The sequence below is a fragment of the Bacillus sp. JJ675 genome (genome assembly GCF_036963165.1).
Taxonomy (GTDB): domain Bacteria; phylum Bacillota; class Bacilli; order Bacillales; family Bacillaceae; genus Bacillus; species Bacillus glycinifermentans.
Genome location: NZ_JBALMR010000046.1, coordinates 23,677 through 40,058, shown reverse-complemented (window position 1 = coordinate 40,058; position 16,382 = coordinate 23,677). Strand labels below are relative to the sequence as shown.

Sequence of the window (16,382 nt, the reverse complement as noted above, 5' to 3'; positions counted from 1 at the left end):
ACTATTGGAGGTATTGCGAAATGGAAGCGAATTTGGAAAAAAATCCGGTTAAAAGTCCCTCGATATTTGGAATTTTTACGAGCCCCGGCGAACAATTTGAAAGAATCAAAACAAAACCGGCAATATGGGGGCCGCTGCTTCTCGTACTCGTTTTAACCGTAGTTGGTGCAGTGTATACGGCTGTGGGCACTAATTATGACGCGATTTTTAAAGAGTCCGGATTAACGGGTGAGGAACTTGAAATTGTCAGACCACTTGCGGTGGGCGGAGCCATATTCGGCACAATATTTATACAAATCGCAACCGTTTTTATTGCTCCGCTTATTTATTGGCTCTGCGTCAAAATATCCGGCGGTACGACAACTTACCGGAACATGCTGTCTTTGAACCTTTTCATTATGTTTATTTCCTGCATCGGCTTACTGATCAACGGACTATTCTTATATTTTACCGACTCAACTTCACTGTACAATGTAACATCGCTTGCGAGCATCATTCCGGCTGAGCAGCCTCTTGCAAGTATTTTAAATCTCTTTGAAGTATTCTCGCTTTGGGGGTATGTTTTGCTGGCTGTCGGCCTTGAAAAAGTAGGGGGAATCTCCAAAAAATCAGCGTGGATCAGCGTAGCTGTCTTGTTTGGAATTCTTTTGTTATTCTCAGTCGCATCCGGATTTTTTGATGCAATGTCGGCGGGTGCATAGAAGATGAAGAAAATATTGATCGGAAGCGGTATAGTCGTGATTGTCGCTCTATTTATCGGAATTAATTTGTACCGGTCAGCTGCTCAAACCGGCGGCAGCGCCGGTGCCGAATTCAAAACCGGTAAGCTGGAGGAAAAGGAGATAGCGGCAACCGTTATGGTTCCCGGTAAGTTAAAGTTTGAAAATGAACAATCTGTTTTTTATGAGGCGGATAAGGGAGATCTCGATCAGATAAAAGTAAAAGAAGGGGACAAGGTCAAAAAAGGAACGGTCCTCTTAACCTATACGAATGAACAGCTGAAGCTGGAAAAAGAAAAAAATGAATTGGCGATAGAATCTAGTCAGCTCAAACTCAAGCAAATCAACGAAAAGAAAAAAGCATTAAACAAAAAAGAAAAAGAGGCCGGCGAACAATTTGAGTCTCAGCGATCTGAGCTAGATATGGAAGAAAAAACGGCGAAACTCGAGTTGCGGCAGTATAATCTGGAGAAGAAATCACTTGAGCGCCAATTGAGTGACCTTGAAGTCCGCAGCGAAATTGAAGGAACTGTCATTTCCGTCGAAAGGGAAGCGGCATCTAAAAAATCCAAGATTCAGGAGCCGGTTATACATATTGGCAATACTGATCGTCTCATCGTTGAAGGTGCATTGTCTGAATACGATACGCTAAAGGTGAAAAAAGGCCAGAAAGTAGCGTTGACATCAGACGTCATTCAGGATCATGAATGGAGAGGAAGGGTTGCAGCTGTCGGTCTTGTGCCCGAAAGGCAAAACGAAACAGCGGCTGCGGGGGCTTCTGAAACGGAGAAAGCCGTACAGTATCCGCTCAAAGTTAAAATCGCCGGTCGGCTCCCTCAAGGAAAGCCCGGATTTAAATTGATCATGAATATTGAAACAGATAAGCGTAAAGCGAATACGCTGCCTGCAAAAGCTGTCAAAAAAGAAGACGATCAGTACTATGTCTATACGGTAAAAGACGGCAAGGCAACACGTGTCGACGTAAAGATCGGTGAAACGGTGGATAACCTCATCGAAATAAAGGATGGCATTTCACCGGATGATCAAGTCATTTTAAATCCTTCAGACGATTTGACTGACGGAACGGATGTGAGAGTCTGATGATTCAGCTTTCCAATGTGACAAAAAGTTATCATATCGGGAAAGAGACATTTGATGTCCTTCATTCCATTGATGTCGCCATTGAACAGGGAGAGTATCTTTCGATCATGGGGCCGTCCGGATCAGGAAAATCAACGCTCATGAACATCATTGGCTGTCTTGATCGCCCAACGTCGGGTACGTATAAGCTGGACGGAGAAGATATTTCTTCTTATAAAGATAAGGAGCTGGCGGCGGTCAGAAATCGATCGATCGGCTTTGTGTTTCAGCAGTTTCAGCTTTTGCCAAGGCTTAACGCTAAAAAGAATGTAGAGCTACCGATGATTTATGCAGGGATCGGCAAAAAAGAGAGGCAGGAACGGGCCGAAAGGGCTTTAGAAAAGGTTGGGCTAAAAGACAGAATGCTTCACATGCCGAATGAACTATCGGGTGGGCAAAAACAGCGGGTGGCAATTGCCCGCGCCATTGTGAATGAACCAAAGCTGGTTTTGGCAGATGAACCAACCGGAGCCTTAGATACGAAAACGAGCATTTCGATTATGGAGCAATTTTCTGAATTAAATTCCGAAGGTACGACGATCGTATTGGTTACACACGAACCGGAAATAGCAAATTATACGAACCGTATGATTTTGGTGCGCGACGGCGAAATCGTCTCTCCTGAAGGACAAAGGAGAGTGGGGGAATGAGCCTTTTGGAAAATGTGCAGATGGCTCTAAGCTCTGTGTTGGCTCATAAAATGCGGTCAATCTTAACGATGCTCGGAATCATAATCGGCGTCGGTTCGGTTATTGTCGTGGTAGCCGTCGGACAAGGCGGGGAACAGATGCTCAAACAGTCTATCAGCGGTCCCGGCAATACAGTGGAATTATATTATTCACCGAGCGAAGAAGAGCTTGCCAGCAATCCTGCCGCTTATCAAGCAAGCTTTACAGAAGCCGATATTAACAGTTTAAAGGAAATTGAAGGAGTTAAGCAGGTTGTCGCTTCAAAAACAGAAAGTATGTCTGCCCGCTATCGCGAAGAGGAAACCGATTCATCAATAATCGGTATTAACAGCGGGTATATGGATGTCAATTCATTGGACATAAAAGAAGGCAGAGGGTTTACCGAAAATGATTTTCTATCAGGAAAACGAGCGGGAATCATTTCTGAAAAATTGGCAGAGGAACTGTTTGACAAAAAATCACCGCTTGGTCAGGTCATATGGGTAAACGGACAACCCGTTGAAGTGATCGGTATCCTGAAAAAAGAAACCGGGCTGCTTTCGTTTGAACAGAGCGAAATGTATTTGCCGTTTACGATGATGAAAACATCATTTGGCACGAGCGACTACAGCAAAGTGTCCCTTCAGGTGCAGTCAGCTGATGATATCAAGGCGGTCGGTGAAGAAGCCGTGCAGCTGATGAATGACCATCATGGAACTGAAGATTCTTATCAAGTCATGAACATGGAAGAAATCGCAAAAGGCATCGGCCAAGTCACAACGATTATGACGACGATCATTGGTTCAATTGCCGGCATCTCTCTATTGGTCGGAGGGATCGGTGTCATGAATATCATGCTTGTATCCGTAACTGAACGCACTAGGGAAATCGGGATCAGAAAATCACTTGGAGCAACGCGAGGACAAATCCTCACCCAGTTTTTGATTGAATCGGTTGTTTTGACCCTGATTGGGGGGCTGATCGGAATCGGGCTCGGATACGGAGGAGCTTCACTGGTTTCTCTTTTGGCAGGGTGGCCGTCCCTCGTTTCTTGGCAGGTTGTTCTCAGCGGGGTCTTATTCAGTATGGTAATCGGCGTCGTTTTTGGAATGCTTCCGGCAAACAAAGCGGCCAGATTAGATCCGATCGAGGCTTTGCGTTATGAATAATGAAAAGAGACCGTTTGACGATCGGTCTTTTTTTATTGGAATTTAAAACAAAATTAAGCTGATTTTAATAAAACTTAGTCTGATAAATGCTAGACTGGGTATTGTCTTTATTTCATAAAAAGGAATTTTCAGGAGGAATTAGAAAGTGGAAGCAACGATAGAAACAGCAAAAGAAAAAAAGCCGTTTTTAATCGGCCTCATCACAAGTCCCGCCAAGCAATTTGAAAGAATGAGAGAACGGCCCGCCATCTGGCTGCCGATGATCATCGCAGCTGTATTATCAGCCTTGGCCGCCTATCTCGTCATCTCCAAAAGTGCCATATTCAGTCAAGAGGATTTAAACACTGTAAGAAGCACTGCAATCATCGTCCGTAATATTTTCCAATCGGTCATTTTCTTCGTGATTGGTGCTTTAGTTCTATGGCTGCTTGCGAAAATCGGCGGGGGAAAAACAAATTTTATCACGATGCTTTCGTTATGCGTTTTTGTGAATTTCATCCCTGCCATTAGGGATATTATCATCAGCGTCATTTATTATATGACGGGTTCCGGCGTCGTCTTTTCGGTAACGTCGCTGGACGGATTGATTCCTGCCGAAGAACCGCTTGCGACCGTTTTAAACGTCTGTGACATCTTTACGATCTGGTCATTTGCCCTAACGGCGATCGGCCTGCAAAAAGCGGGCGGATCTTCAAAGCGGGCAGCATGGATCGGAGTAGCCGCTTTATTTATCCTTAAGCTTCTTTTGGCTTATTTATACGGGATGCTCCTTCTTTTAATAGCAAATTTACCTAATTAACGGACCCGCCTTTTGTCAGCCTCATGCCTTGTGCATGAGGTTTTATTTTGTTTATCCCGAATGAATGAAGAATGAATAGATCATAATAATGTCACATATTTTTGCGGATTTTTATCGCTTATACAGTTTACAAATGGTATATATCGCGTTAAGATGTTAAAATGTGAAGGATTTTGATGGTTATTGAATGAATTTGAAAGATTTTTGTTGAGTTATGTCGAAAAAGCGTTTACAATAGAATTGTAAGTGAAATGAAGGCGTTTTCAAAGAGGGGTGGTAATGTGTTGACTCCCGAACGGCATCAGCTGATCATCGACGAGATCAAAAAGCATGATGTCGTGAAAATCCAGTATTTAATGAACTTGACAAAAGCATCTGAGTCAACGATCAGAAGAGATTTGTCGACGCTGGAAGCCCGCGGATATTTAAAGCGCGTTCATGGAGGGGCATCAAGGCTGTCCGACATTCGGACGGAGCCTGATATGCTTGAGAAATCATCCAAAAACCTTCATGAAAAGAAAAACATCGCCAAGGAAGCGGCCTCTCTTCTTGAAGAAGGCGATTGCATTTATTTAGATGCCGGGACGACCACCTTGCAAATGATCGACTTTATAGATCAAGAGAAGGATATAATCGTCGTCACAAACGGAGTCATGCATATCGAGGCATTAATCCAAAAAGGCATTACATTCTACTTATTAGGCGGACAGGTAAAGCATAAAACCGGTGCGATCGTGGGCGGCTCCGCTCTTTCGGCCATCGGCCAGTACCGGTTTGACAAGAGCTTTATCGGCGTCAACGGCATTCATAAGGAAGCGGGATATACAACGCCCGATCCCGAGGAAGCACTCCTGAAAGCAAAAGCTGTCAAACAGGCGAAAAAAGCCTTCATTTTAGCCGATGCTTCCAAGTTTGGGGAAATGTCTTTTTCTGCCTTTGCAAGTTTAGACGAAGCAACGATCATTACAGCAGGATCTGCAAAGCATTCATTCGATAACTATCAAGAAAAAACTGTCGTAAAGGTAGTGAAAACATGATTTACACTGTAACTCTCAACCCATCAGTCGACTACATTGTTCACGTTGAAAACTTTTCCTTGGGCGGATTAAATCGTTCAGCTTATGATTCGAAATATCCGGGGGGCAAAGGCATCAACGTCTCAAGGGTATTAAACAGACACCATGTGCCATCAAAGGTTCTCGGTTTTGTCGGCGGTTTTACCGGGGGATATATCAAGTCATTTTTGGAAGAAGAAAAGCTTGAGACAGCCTTTCATGAGGTAAATGGCGATACCCGGATCAATGTAAAGCTGAAAACGGGCGACGAAACGGAAATCAATGGACAGGGCCCGTCGATCACCGACGAAGATTTTGCGGCGTTTTTAGATCAGTTTTCAGATATGCAGGAAGGGGATATCGTCGTATTGGCAGGCAGCATTCCCGCTTCACTTCCTCAAGACACGTATGAAAAGATTGCTGCAAAATGCAAGGAGAAAAACGTCAGGGTTGTTGTTGACATCTCTGGAGAAGCGCTTTTAAAGGCCCCGGAAATGAATCCGCTTTTAATGAAGCCGAATCACCATGAGCTCGGAGAAATGTTCCAGACGACGATTCACACAGCTGAGGAAGCGGTTCCTTACGGAAAAAAACTGATCGAACAAGGAGCGGAAAACGCCATCGTTTCCATGGCTGGAGAAGGAGCTCTGCTGTTTACGAAAGATCGGGTATATCACGCAACCGTTCCTAAAGGAAAACTCGTAAACTCTGTCGGCGCGGGAGATTCAGTGGTTGCCGGTTTTCTTGCCGGCATCGAAAAGCGGCTGGGCATCGAAGAGGCTTTTCGGTTAGGGGTCGCTTCAGGGAGCGCTACGGCTTTCTCAGAAGAACTCGGAACGGAAGAGCTGGTACACAAGCTGCTTCCTGAAGTTCAGGTCAAAGCCATCTAAAGGAGGAAAGGTTATGAAAATCACAGAGCTACTCACGAAGCATACGATCAAACTAAGCCTTGAGAGCAGCAAGAAAGAAAACGTTATTGAAGAAATGGTAACGGTTTTGGATCAAGCCGGAAAGTTAAATGATAAAGAAGGCTACAAAGAAGCGGTCATCAACCGTGAAAAACAAAGCTCCACAGGGATCGGCGAAGGCATTGCCATCCCCCATGCGAAAACGGCCAGCGTAAAAGAGCCGGCGATCGCTTTCGGACGTTCAAAAGAAGGCGTTGATTACGAATCTTTGGACGGACAGCCAAGCCATTTGGTATTCATGATCGCAGCAACTGAAGGGGCGAATAACACGCACCTCGAAGCGCTGTCAAGGCTGTCAACATTGCTCATGCGGGAAGAAATCCGCAAGCAGCTTCTTGAAGCAGCAACTGAAGACGAAATCATTGACATCATCAACATGCATGATAAAGATGATGAAGAAGAAGAGCAGGCTGAAGAGGCTCAAGCTCCTTCTGCAAAAGGAAAAATCCTCGCGGTTACGGCGTGTCCGACGGGAATCGCGCACACGTTCATGGCCGCTGACGCTTTGAAAGAAAAAGCAAAAGAAATGGGCGTTGACATCAAAGTTGAAACAAACGGCTCCAGCGGTGTGAAAAATAAATTGACAGCACAGGAAATCGAAGACGCAGTCGCGATCATCGTTGCTGCCGATAAACAGGTTGAGATGGAACGCTTCAACGGCAAACACGTCATCGAAGTGCCGGTGACAGCGGGGATCAGACGTCCAAAAGAACTGATTGAGCAGGCGCTCAAACAAGATGCGCCTATTTATCAAGGCGGCGGCGCTTCCCAAAATGATGAAGGTGAAGCAAAAGGAAAATCCGGCGCAGGAAATGCCTTCTACAAGCATTTGATGAGCGGTGTCAGCAACATGCTTCCGTTTGTCGTAGGCGGCGGGATTTTAGTTGCTATTTCGTTCTTCTGGGGCATTAACTCAGCGAAGCCTGGAGACCCTTCTTATAATGAATTTGCGGCTGCGTTAAATGCGATCGGCGGCGGAAACGCCTTGAAATTAATCGTTGCAGTATTGGCCGGATTTATTGCGATGAGCATTGCAGACCGCCCTGGTTTTGCGCCTGGTATGGTCGGCGGTTTTATGGCAACACAGGCTGATGCAGGATTCTTGGGCGGATTAATTGCCGGTTTCCTTGCCGGTTACATCGTCGTTCTCTTGAAAAAAGTATTTGCAGGTCTTCCGCAAGTGCTTGACGGATTGAAGCCTGTTTTAATCTACCCGTTATTCGGTATCTTCTTTACAGGAATTATCATGCATTATGTCGTCAATACGCCGGTCAAGATGATAATGGACGGATTGACGCACTGGCTTGAAGGCCTTGGAACAGGAAACCTTGTTTTAATGGGAATCATTTTGGGCGGTATGATGGCGATCGATATGGGAGGTCCGATCAACAAAGCGGCCTTTACGTTCGGGATTGCGATGATTGACGCCGGAAACTTCGGTCCTCACGCTGCTATTATGGCGGGCGGTATGGTTCCTCCGCTTGGCATCGCGCTGGCAACAACGATCTTTAAAAACAAATTTTCAAAACGCGACCGTGAAGCTGGTATTACTTGCTATTTCATGGGTGCGTCATTTATCACAGAAGGTGCGATTCCGTTTGCGGCAGCCGATCCGGCACGGGTTATCCCTGCTTGTGTAATCGGATCAGCAATCGGAGGCGGATTGTCTCAATTTTTCCGAGTCACGCTTCCTGCTCCGCACGGAGGAGTGTTCGTCTTCCTGACAACAAACCATCCGCTTCTCTATTTGGTGAGCGTCCTGATCGGAGCAGTTGTCACAGCTGTCTTGCTCGGCATCTTGAAAAAGCCGGTTCCAGCTGAATAATAAGTGCTAGAAAGTGCCGCTTTGTTCTCTCTGCGGCACTTTCTTTTTTACTGTTTTTTCCGGCAGAAGGCATGCGAATTAGGAAATATCCCATGACTTATGATAAAGTATAGGAAAAGCCGATATTTTGCGTGATAGACTGTTTTAGGAGGAAGCGTTTTGACTGAAGAAAAATCCGCCAAAAAGAAAAGTTCTCTCTTTGAATGGGTAAAAGCCATTGTCATTGCAGTCGCTCTGGCTCTATTGATCAGGACGTTTTTATTCGAGCCGTATTTAGTTGAAGGGACATCGATGGATCCGACGCTCCACGACGGGGAACGCTTGTTTGTTTATAAAACGGTGAAATACGCCGGGGAATTGAAGCGGGGAGACATCGTCATTATCGACGGCGATGAAAAAAATGTCCACTATGTCAAACGCCTGATCGGTCTGCCGGGAGATACTGTGCAAATGAAGGATGACACGCTTCTCATTAACGGGAAGAAAGTGGATGAGCCGTATCTTTCGCACAACAAAAAAGAAGCTGAGGAAGTCGGGGTGAAGCTGACCGGTGACTTCGGTCCTGTCAAAGTTCCTGAAGGCAAGTACTTCGTGATGGGCGACAACCGCCAGAGATCGATGGACAGCCGGAACGGCCTCGGGCTGATTGATAAAAAGCGGATAGCCGGGACATCGGAATTTGTGTTTTTCCCGTTTAATGAAATCCGAAAAACAGATTAAAAAAACGCCTGACGTCCGCATCGGACGCCAGGCGTTTTTTCTTTTATGATGAGAATGATGCCAGTACTATAATAAACAGCACGGTAATGAACACCGAAGCTGTAATAAGGAGCACGCTGTAGAAGAGCTTGATGTCGGCGGCTTCTTTTCCGTGCTTTGTCAGCATGCGCTTTGCTGCGATATGTACGAACGTATAAATGATGGCGATTCCGAGATAAAGGCCGAGATCGCGCGCTGTAAAACCGGTTACCGCCACATATACCCCGGTAAAAAAAATAAACATGCAGTATTCTGTCAGAGTGATAAGCTTCATGTTTTCCTCCGTCTAATTTTCCGTGTTTTCCCCGAACATTACTTTTTTATAATATATCTTTTGGAGCCAGCCTACAAGAAGGCCGAAAAAGGCTAAAAGGCACGAAAAAATAAGAAAGTCCGTCGTCCACATATCATAGCCTTTAAAAAATCCGATCGACATCGTGGAAATCACCATCGCGAGCGAGACGAACAGCGCATGCCACGGCCTCATGTTTATCCATCTTTTAATTTCAGGATCATCTTTTATATTCATATTCCATCCCCCAATCCACATTAATTGTAACATATTGTAACAACATAGATGCAAGTGTTCATATTGCTTTAAAACTTTATTGTAAAAAAGCAAAGCATTTCTCTTAAAGACTATTCGTGTTATACTCTTTTTAATGAAGTATTAGTGATGGAGGATATTACATGATAGCTGTGAGTAATGTCAGCTTGCGGTTTGCGGACCGGAAGCTGTTTGAAGATGTAAACATTAAATTTACGCCTGGAAATTGCTACGGGTTAATCGGAGCAAACGGAGCGGGGAAATCTACCTTTTTGAAGATATTATCAGGGGAGATCGAGCCGCAGACCGGAGACGTTCACATGAGCCCGGGAGAGCGCCTCGCCGTGCTGAAGCAGAACCACTTTGAATACGAGGAACACGAAGTGCTGAAAGTCGTCATCATGGGCCATAAGCGCCTGTACGAAGTCATGCAGGAAAAAGATGCTATTTACATGAAGCCGGATTTTTCCGATGAAGACGGCATTCGCGCTGCAGAGCTTGAAGGTGAATTTGCCGAGCTGAACGGCTGGGAAGCTGAAGGGGAAGCGGCGATTCTGCTGAAAGGACTCGGTATTCCTGAAGAGCTTCATACGAAGAAAATGGCCGATCTCGGCGGATCTGACAAAGTGAAAGTTCTGCTTGCACAAGCGCTATTCGGCAAGCCTGACGTACTTCTTTTGGATGAGCCGACAAACCACCTTGATATTCAGGCGATCCAGTGGCTTGAAGAGTTTCTGATCAACTTTGAGAATACGGTTATCGTCGTATCGCATGACCGCCACTTTTTAAATAAAGTATGTACGCATATCGCCGACCTCGATTTCAACAAAATCCAAATTTACGTCGGCAACTATGATTTCTGGTATGAATCAAGCCAGCTTGCGCTTAAAATGGCCCAGGAAGCCAATAAGAAGAAAGAAGAACAGATCAAACAGCTTCAAGAGTTCGTTGCCAGATTCAGCGCAAATGCTTCCAAATCGAAGCAGGCGACTTCCAGAAAAAAACTGCTTGAAAAAATTACGCTCGATGACATTAAACCGTCATCGCGGAAATATCCGTACGTCAACTTCACGCCGGAACGCGAAATTGGCAATGACGTGCTTGTTGTTCAGGATCTTTCCAAAACAATCGACGGCGTGAAAGTGCTTGATTCGGTGAGCTTTATGATGAACAAAGACGATAAAATCGCTTTTACGGGCCGGAATGAGCTTGCCGCCACGACGCTGTTTAAAATTTTGGCGGGGGAAATGGAGCCTGACAGCGGAACCTTTAAATGGGGCGTGACAACATCGCAGGCCTTTTTCCCGAAGGACAACAGCGAGTTTTTCGAGAACAGCGATATGAACCTTGTCGACTGGCTTCGCCAATTTTCGCCGAACGATCAGAGCGAAAGCTTTTTGCGCGGATTTTTAGGCCGGATGCTGTTCTCCGGGGAAGAAGTGCTCAAAAAGGCAAGCGTCTTGTCAGGGGGAGAAAAAGTCCGCTGCATGCTGTCAAAAATGATGCTTTCAGGAGCGAACGTGCTTGTGCTTGATGAGCCGACAAACCACTTGGACCTTGAGTCGATTACCGCGCTGAACAACGGCTTAATCAGCTTTAAAGGCGCCATGCTGTTTACGTCCCACGACCATCAGTTCGTTCAGACGATTGCCAACCGGATCATCGAAATTACGCCAAACGGCATCGTTGATAAGCAAATGACCTATGATGAGTTTTTAGAAGACAAAACGGTTCAAAGCAAATTGGCCGAGTTATACGCATAACACGAAAGCCCGCCTCTTCGGCGGGCTTTCAGCGTGTCGACAAACCCTTGCATTCGTTGCCAGGCCTGCTAAGTCGGTGCTCACGAATAAGAAAGGAACGGCGGCTAAACGCTCAGGCGCCCTGCCTGAACGCCGCCGTCATCACATCCTGTGAAAGTCCGCTCTGATGCCCGGCCTTCCTAGACTGCAAGGGTTTCGGGTCACTCAGCAGCAGGATAATTGCACCGGTTGTTGACATCCTGTGCAACAAACGGACAGTTTCCGGTCGGAGCATCATAAAAAGGGCTTCCATTTGAAGCCCTTTCGCCTTAAAAAGCCCAATTGCCGTTGCGGAAGATTGGTTCTCTTTTTCCGTCGGCCGTGATTCCGTCGATGTCCATTTCGCCTGAGCCGATCATGAAATCGACATGGGTGATGCTTTCATTCAACCCTTCCTTAGCCAGCTGTTCGCGCGTCATTTCTTTGCCGCCTTCGATGTTGAACGCATACCCGCTTCCGATGGCAAGGTGATTTGAAGCATTTTCGTCAAACAGCGTGTTATAAAACAGGATATTTGATTTTGAGATCGGCGAATCGTGGGCTACCAGTGCGACTTCGCCCAGGTAGTGCGAGCCTTCGTCCGTCTCGACCAGCTCTTTTAAAATATCCTCGCCCTGCTCTGCTTTGACATCGGTAATCCGTCCGTTTTCAAACGTCAGCGTAAAGCCGTCAATGATGTTTCCTCCGTAGCTCAGCGGTTTTGTGCTGGAAACGGTTCCGTTCACCCCGTCTTTTTTCGGAGCGGTAAACACCTCTTCCGTCGGCATGTTGGCCATGAATTCATCGCCCTTTTCATTAACGCTTCCGGCCCCGACCCAGACGTGTTTTTCAGGAAGTTCAATCGTGAGGTCCGTGCCTTTCGCTTTATAATGAAGGGCCTGATAATGCTTTTCGTTTAAAACGCTCACTTTATCGCGAAGCGTCTGGTCGTGCTCTTTCCATGCTTTGACCGGGTCTTCGCGGTCGACGCGGGTCGTCTTGAAAATTTCGTCCCAAAGCATTTGCACCGCTTTTTCTTCGCTGCTTTCAGGGAACACTTTTTTCGCCCATGCCGGAGAGGGGGCTGCCACGACAGTCCAGCTCACTTTATCGGACTGAATCATTTGTCTGTATGTATGCAAAGCTTTTCCGGCCGCTTTTTGCTGCGCTGCAATCCGTTTTGAATCGATTCCTTTCAAAAGGTCGGGGCCTGATGAGACAATCGAAATAAATGCTGCACCCTCTCTGGCGAGCGTTTCCATGCCTTTTGCTTCCCATTCCGGATACTCTTCGAACGCTTCAGTTGGTGCAAGCTCATATTTCAGTCTGGTGACGACGTCATCCTGCCAGCGGACTGTCACATGTTTTGCTCCTCTTTCATATGCGCTTTTTACGAGCAGGCGTACGAAGTCGCGAATCTCCGTCGAAGCGTTGATCACGACTTGCTGTCCTTTTTGAACGTTGACACCTACTTCTGTGACAAGCTGGGCGTATTTACTAAGTTTATCGGTAAATGAACTCATGTTTGCAAAACCTCCTTTATTGTCCATAACATCATAACAAATTTTGACTCAAAATAAAAAGTTCGCAGCGGGCAGGCTGCGAACTTTTTCAGCGGTTTATTTTGGCTGTCTGGCCGGGGGGAGAGCTCGGCATGTTGCTGAGCGAAACACTGATCCCGCCTAAAATGATCCCGCTTAAGATAGCGGTAATGGCCACGCGTCTTCCCAAATCCTTGAGCATGTTCTTCCTCCTTATCGTTACTCCATTTCCCACGATATGAAGAAAGTCTGCAAAAAAGACGTTAAAAATAAAATTATTTAGCGGCTTTTTGCAATTTGTGAATTACGTCAAGAGAACGGCCGGTCCCGATGGCCACGGATTCAAGCGGATTTGCAGCAACGTGGACAGGAACGACGATTTCCTGGGAGAGCCATTCTTTGATGCCGTTCAAGAGGGCGCCGCCACCCGTTAAAATGACGCCGCGGTCGACGATGTCTCCGCTCAGTTCCGGAGGGCAGTCCTCAAGCGTTGCTCTGATCGCTTCGATAATGTGAAGAAGGGACTCGCGCATCGCTGCCTGGATCTCGTTTGATTCAAGCGTAATCGTTTTTGGCAGGCCTGTGACAAGATCGCGTCCCCTGACTTCCATCGTCTTCGTTTCATGCTCAATCAAAGCATAGCCGATTTCGATTTTGACTTCCTCGGCCGTCCGTTCCCCGATCAGCAGGTTGTATTTTTTTCGTACGAATGAAACGATGTCTTCATCAAGCTGATCGCCGCCGATTCGGATCGAGTGGCAGGATACGATGCCTCCGAACGAAATAATCGCCACTTCAGTCGTACCTCCGCCGATATCGACGACGACGTTGGCGACGGGTTCATCGACAGGCAGGTCTGCGCCGATTGCCGCTGCGACAGGCTCTTCGATCAAGTGGACCTGTTTGGCGCCGCAGTTTTTGACGGCGTCGCTGATGGCCCGTCTTTCGACAGCGGTCGAGCCGGAAGGCGTGCAGACGACGACGCTCGGCTTTCTGAATGTAAAGCCGATGTTTTTCCCGGCTTTTTTCATGATCTGTTTTAAAAGGTCGGTCGTCATGTCGTAGTCGGCAATAACCCCGTCTTTCAGCGGACGGACTGCGACGATTTTGCCCGGTGTCTTTCCGATCATGTTTTTCGCTTCGATTCCGACGGCCAAAACGCTTTTTGTTTCCGTATCAACGGCTACGACGGAAGGTTCGTTTAAAATGATTCCTTTGTTTTTACTGTAAACCAGTATGTTCGCTGTTCCTAGATCAATTCCGATCTCGGTTGTTTGAAACATATTTTCACCCAATCTCTATTTAAAATTTTTTGATAAACGAAATGGTTTTTCTTCGCGTTGAGAAAAAGATATTCATTCCATTTAAATTTTCTCTGAAAAACATCGATTTTTGGGGGTCTGTGACGACATTGAAAAAAACCTGTAAAATGATGACCTCATATTGGCATCATGAGAAAATTATTTCATTTTTATTGCGCGGATTTTTTGTCTGAAAGGGGGAAACCTTTTTCCCCTATTGTACGTCTATCGTTATACTAAGACAATATCTTAGAAAAATAGAAACATAATGAGGAAGAAGGCGAAAGACTTTGAAATCCATAGGAGTTGTGAGAAAAGTAGATGAACTCGGCCGCATTGTGATGCCGATTGAATTGAGAAGGGCGCTTGATATCTCAATCAAGGACAGCATTGAATTTTTCGTTGACAAGGATAAAATCGTTTTGAAAAAATATAAACCTTACGGCGTTTGTCTGATAACCGGAGAGATTACATCCGAAAACCGCGAATACGGAAACGGAAACATTACGCTCAGCCCGGATGGCGCCAAATTGCTTTTGGAAGAACTCAAAAGCGCGCTGGACCAGGCCAAATCGTAACATTGAGCCGCCCTGCCTGTTCACCCGGGCAGGGCTTTTTTTGCCAATTGGTTCAGAAATCGGTTTCCTCCGAAAAGATGACCGACATCACCGTCACTGAAAAATTCGGCAATACAGACGATAAATACTTCGAACAATCCTCTCAAAGATGGTGTAAAGAATGTTACAATTAACAGAGAAATACAAGTGGCAGGTGGGGTCATGAAAAGATATCAAGGACGGATCATTGCGACCGCTTTGGCAATGACTTTTATTATGTTTTGGAATTATTTATTTTACGGGATATTGGGAAATCAAATTAACTGGACGGTTGATCTGCTGTTTACACTTGTGACATTGGTCAGCGTATGGTGGCTGACGCTGTACATCGATGAATCCAATCAGCTTGTTTATAAGCTGAAGGAAAGCGAAAAACAATATAAAGAGCTTTCGGCGGCAACGAACCGGATTATGGACAACCTTCAGGAAATCGTGTTTCAAACCGACCGGAAAGGCAACATCACCTTCTTGAACCAGGCGTGGACCACCCTGACCGGCTTCAACATTGAAGAAAGTCTCGGAACGATGTACAATGATTATTTTGATCATGAAGAGCGCATCTCGAATCATCTGATGAGCCAGCTGAAGAACAGGGAGCGGGAAGGAAGAATCGAAGTTCTGTACCACCGCAAAGACGGAAGCAAGTTTTGGGGTGAAGTGCACTATAAGCTTTATTATACGAATGGCCAATTTACGGGAAGCTTAGGCACGCTGACAGATGTTACAGAGAGAAAGAACACGGAAATGGAGCTTTTGAAATCAAATCAGCGCCTTGCCATGCAGTCTCAGAAGCTGGCGATGGCAGGTCAGCTTGCCGCAGGAATCGCACACGAGGTGAGAAATCCGCTCACATCTGTAAATGGGTTCCTGCAGCTGATGAAAACGGAATACCCTGACAGAACCGAGTATTTTGACATTATCTTTTCTGAAATCAAACGGATTGATTCCGTGCTCGGGGAGCTGCTCGTATTGGCAAAGCCCCATCAGGTTCAGTTTAAAAAAATCAAGATCAATTCCGTGTTGCAGCAGGTCACGACCCTGCTTGAAACAAATGCGGTTTTGTCCCATATCGAAATCGAAAAAGCCTTTCAAAAGGAAGGAAGAGAGTGGGAAATAAACGGCGACGAAAATCAAATCAAGCAAGTGTTCATCAACTTGATCAAAAACGGGATCGAAGCGATGCCTGACGGAGGAAAAATCACGATTTCATCAGAGAAGGAAGCAAGCTTTGTGAAAATCAGCATCAAAGATGAAGGCGGAGGCATGTCACAAGATGACCTGGCCAAGATCGGCGAACCTTTCTTTTCGACAAAACAGGAAGGCACAGGGCTCGGGCTTACGATCTGTTTAAATATCATCGGCGCCCATAACGGGGAACTAAAGGTAGACAGCAAATTGGGCGAAGGGAGCACATTCCACATTTTGCTGCCGCTTGAGGAGGGCGCACAATACGAAAAATCGCAGAAATTGAGTCATGCAACCTGAATGAACAT

General features: G+C 46.0%; 17 protein-coding genes. 12 read left to right on the top strand and 5 right to left on the bottom strand.

Going from position 1 to position 16,382, the window contains the following annotated elements; genetic code table 11:
- The first annotated feature begins 20 nt into the window (after positions 1-20).
- From V7126_RS12820 to lepB, 9 genes are all read left to right on the top strand, one after another.
- The gene (locus V7126_RS12820; protein WP_046132253.1) at positions 21-701 is read left to right on the top strand and encodes a Yip1 family protein; all 681 of its coding nucleotides are present in this window, start codon (positions 21-23) and stop codon (positions 699-701) included.
- A gap of 3 nt (positions 702-704) precedes the next feature.
- Positions 705-1,820 (top strand): efflux RND transporter periplasmic adaptor subunit, encoded by a 1,116-nt coding sequence (locus V7126_RS12815; RefSeq protein WP_175076977.1) that lies wholly within the window; start codon positions 705-707, stop codon positions 1,818-1,820.
- Complete coding sequence (locus tag V7126_RS12810; RefSeq protein WP_046132251.1) at positions 1,820-2,509, top strand: ABC transporter ATP-binding protein; 690 nt, start codon at positions 1,820-1,822, stop codon at positions 2,507-2,509. Before V7126_RS12815 ends, V7126_RS12810 begins: the two co-directional genes overlap by 1 nt.
- The gene (locus V7126_RS12805; RefSeq protein ID WP_175076978.1) at positions 2,506-3,696 is read left to right on the top strand and encodes an ABC transporter permease; all 1,191 of its coding nucleotides are present in this window, start codon (positions 2,506-2,508) and stop codon (positions 3,694-3,696) included. Before V7126_RS12810 ends, V7126_RS12805 begins: the two co-directional genes overlap by 4 nt.
- Positions 3,697-3,841: 145 nt before the next feature.
- On the top strand, positions 3,842-4,495 hold the full coding sequence (locus tag V7126_RS12800; RefSeq protein WP_175076979.1) for a Yip1 family protein: 654 nt from the start codon (positions 3,842-3,844) through the stop codon (positions 4,493-4,495).
- A 281-nt stretch (positions 4,496-4,776) separates the two neighbouring features.
- On the top strand, positions 4,777-5,532 hold the full coding sequence (locus tag V7126_RS12795; RefSeq protein WP_046132248.1) for a DeoR/GlpR family DNA-binding transcription regulator: 756 nt from the start codon (positions 4,777-4,779) through the stop codon (positions 5,530-5,532).
- Complete coding sequence (gene pfkB, locus V7126_RS12790) at positions 5,529-6,440, top strand: 1-phosphofructokinase (RefSeq protein ID WP_048353064.1); 912 nt, start codon at positions 5,529-5,531, stop codon at positions 6,438-6,440. The genes V7126_RS12795 and pfkB overlap by 4 nt, the downstream gene beginning before the upstream one ends.
- 13 nt (positions 6,441-6,453) lie before the next feature.
- Complete coding sequence (locus V7126_RS12785) at positions 6,454-8,343, top strand: PTS fructose transporter subunit IIABC (RefSeq protein WP_046132246.1); 1,890 nt, start codon at positions 6,454-6,456, stop codon at positions 8,341-8,343.
- A gap of 159 nt (positions 8,344-8,502) precedes the next feature.
- Complete coding sequence (lepB, locus tag V7126_RS12780) at positions 8,503-9,063, top strand: signal peptidase I (RefSeq protein WP_046132245.1); 561 nt, start codon at positions 8,503-8,505, stop codon at positions 9,061-9,063.
- A 43-nt stretch (positions 9,064-9,106) separates the two neighbouring features.
- Here the strand turns inward: lepB and V7126_RS12775 are convergent, their stop codons facing one another.
- Positions 9,107-9,376 (bottom strand): hypothetical protein, encoded by a 270-nt coding sequence (locus tag V7126_RS12775; protein WP_046132244.1) that lies wholly within the window; start codon positions 9,374-9,376, stop codon positions 9,107-9,109.
- A gap of 12 nt (positions 9,377-9,388) precedes the next feature.
- Positions 9,389-9,631 carry a hypothetical protein gene (locus V7126_RS12770; protein ID WP_057957605.1) on the bottom strand — a complete coding sequence of 81 codons (243 nt, stop codon included), beginning with the start codon at positions 9,629-9,631 and terminating at the stop codon, positions 9,389-9,391.
- A gap of 161 nt (positions 9,632-9,792) precedes the next feature.
- Between V7126_RS12770 and V7126_RS12765 the strand changes: the two genes are divergently transcribed.
- Entirely contained in the window at positions 9,793-11,412 is a 1,620-nt protein-coding gene (locus V7126_RS12765) for an ABC-F family ATP-binding cassette domain-containing protein (protein WP_046132242.1), read from the top strand.
- A gap of 308 nt (positions 11,413-11,720) precedes the next feature.
- On the opposite strand, the gene V7126_RS12760 is transcribed toward V7126_RS12765, so the two are convergent.
- From V7126_RS12760 to mreBH, 3 genes are all read right to left on the bottom strand, one after another.
- On the bottom strand, positions 11,721-12,953 hold the full coding sequence (locus tag V7126_RS12760) for an aminopeptidase (RefSeq protein ID WP_175076981.1): 1,233 nt from the start codon (positions 12,951-12,953) through the stop codon (positions 11,721-11,723).
- Between the two features lie 88 nt (positions 12,954-13,041).
- Positions 13,042-13,173, bottom strand: a complete 132-nt coding sequence (locus V7126_RS12755) for a protein YkpC (protein ID WP_096891714.1) — start codon at positions 13,171-13,173, stop codon at positions 13,042-13,044.
- A gap of 73 nt (positions 13,174-13,246) precedes the next feature.
- Complete coding sequence (mreBH, locus tag V7126_RS12750; RefSeq protein WP_335497630.1) at positions 13,247-14,254, bottom strand: rod-share determining protein MreBH; 1,008 nt, start codon at positions 14,252-14,254, stop codon at positions 13,247-13,249.
- A 308-nt stretch (positions 14,255-14,562) separates the two neighbouring features.
- Between mreBH and V7126_RS12745 the strand changes: the two genes are divergently transcribed.
- Both V7126_RS12745 and V7126_RS12740 read left to right on the top strand, forming a co-directional pair.
- On the top strand, positions 14,563-14,850 hold the full coding sequence (locus V7126_RS12745; RefSeq protein ID WP_046132238.1) for an AbrB/MazE/SpoVT family DNA-binding domain-containing protein: 288 nt from the start codon (positions 14,563-14,565) through the stop codon (positions 14,848-14,850).
- A 201-nt stretch (positions 14,851-15,051) separates the two neighbouring features.
- The gene (locus tag V7126_RS12740; RefSeq protein WP_175076982.1) at positions 15,052-16,374 is read left to right on the top strand and encodes an ATP-binding protein; all 1,323 of its coding nucleotides are present in this window, start codon (positions 15,052-15,054) and stop codon (positions 16,372-16,374) included.
- Positions 16,375-16,382: the final 8 nt, after the last annotated feature.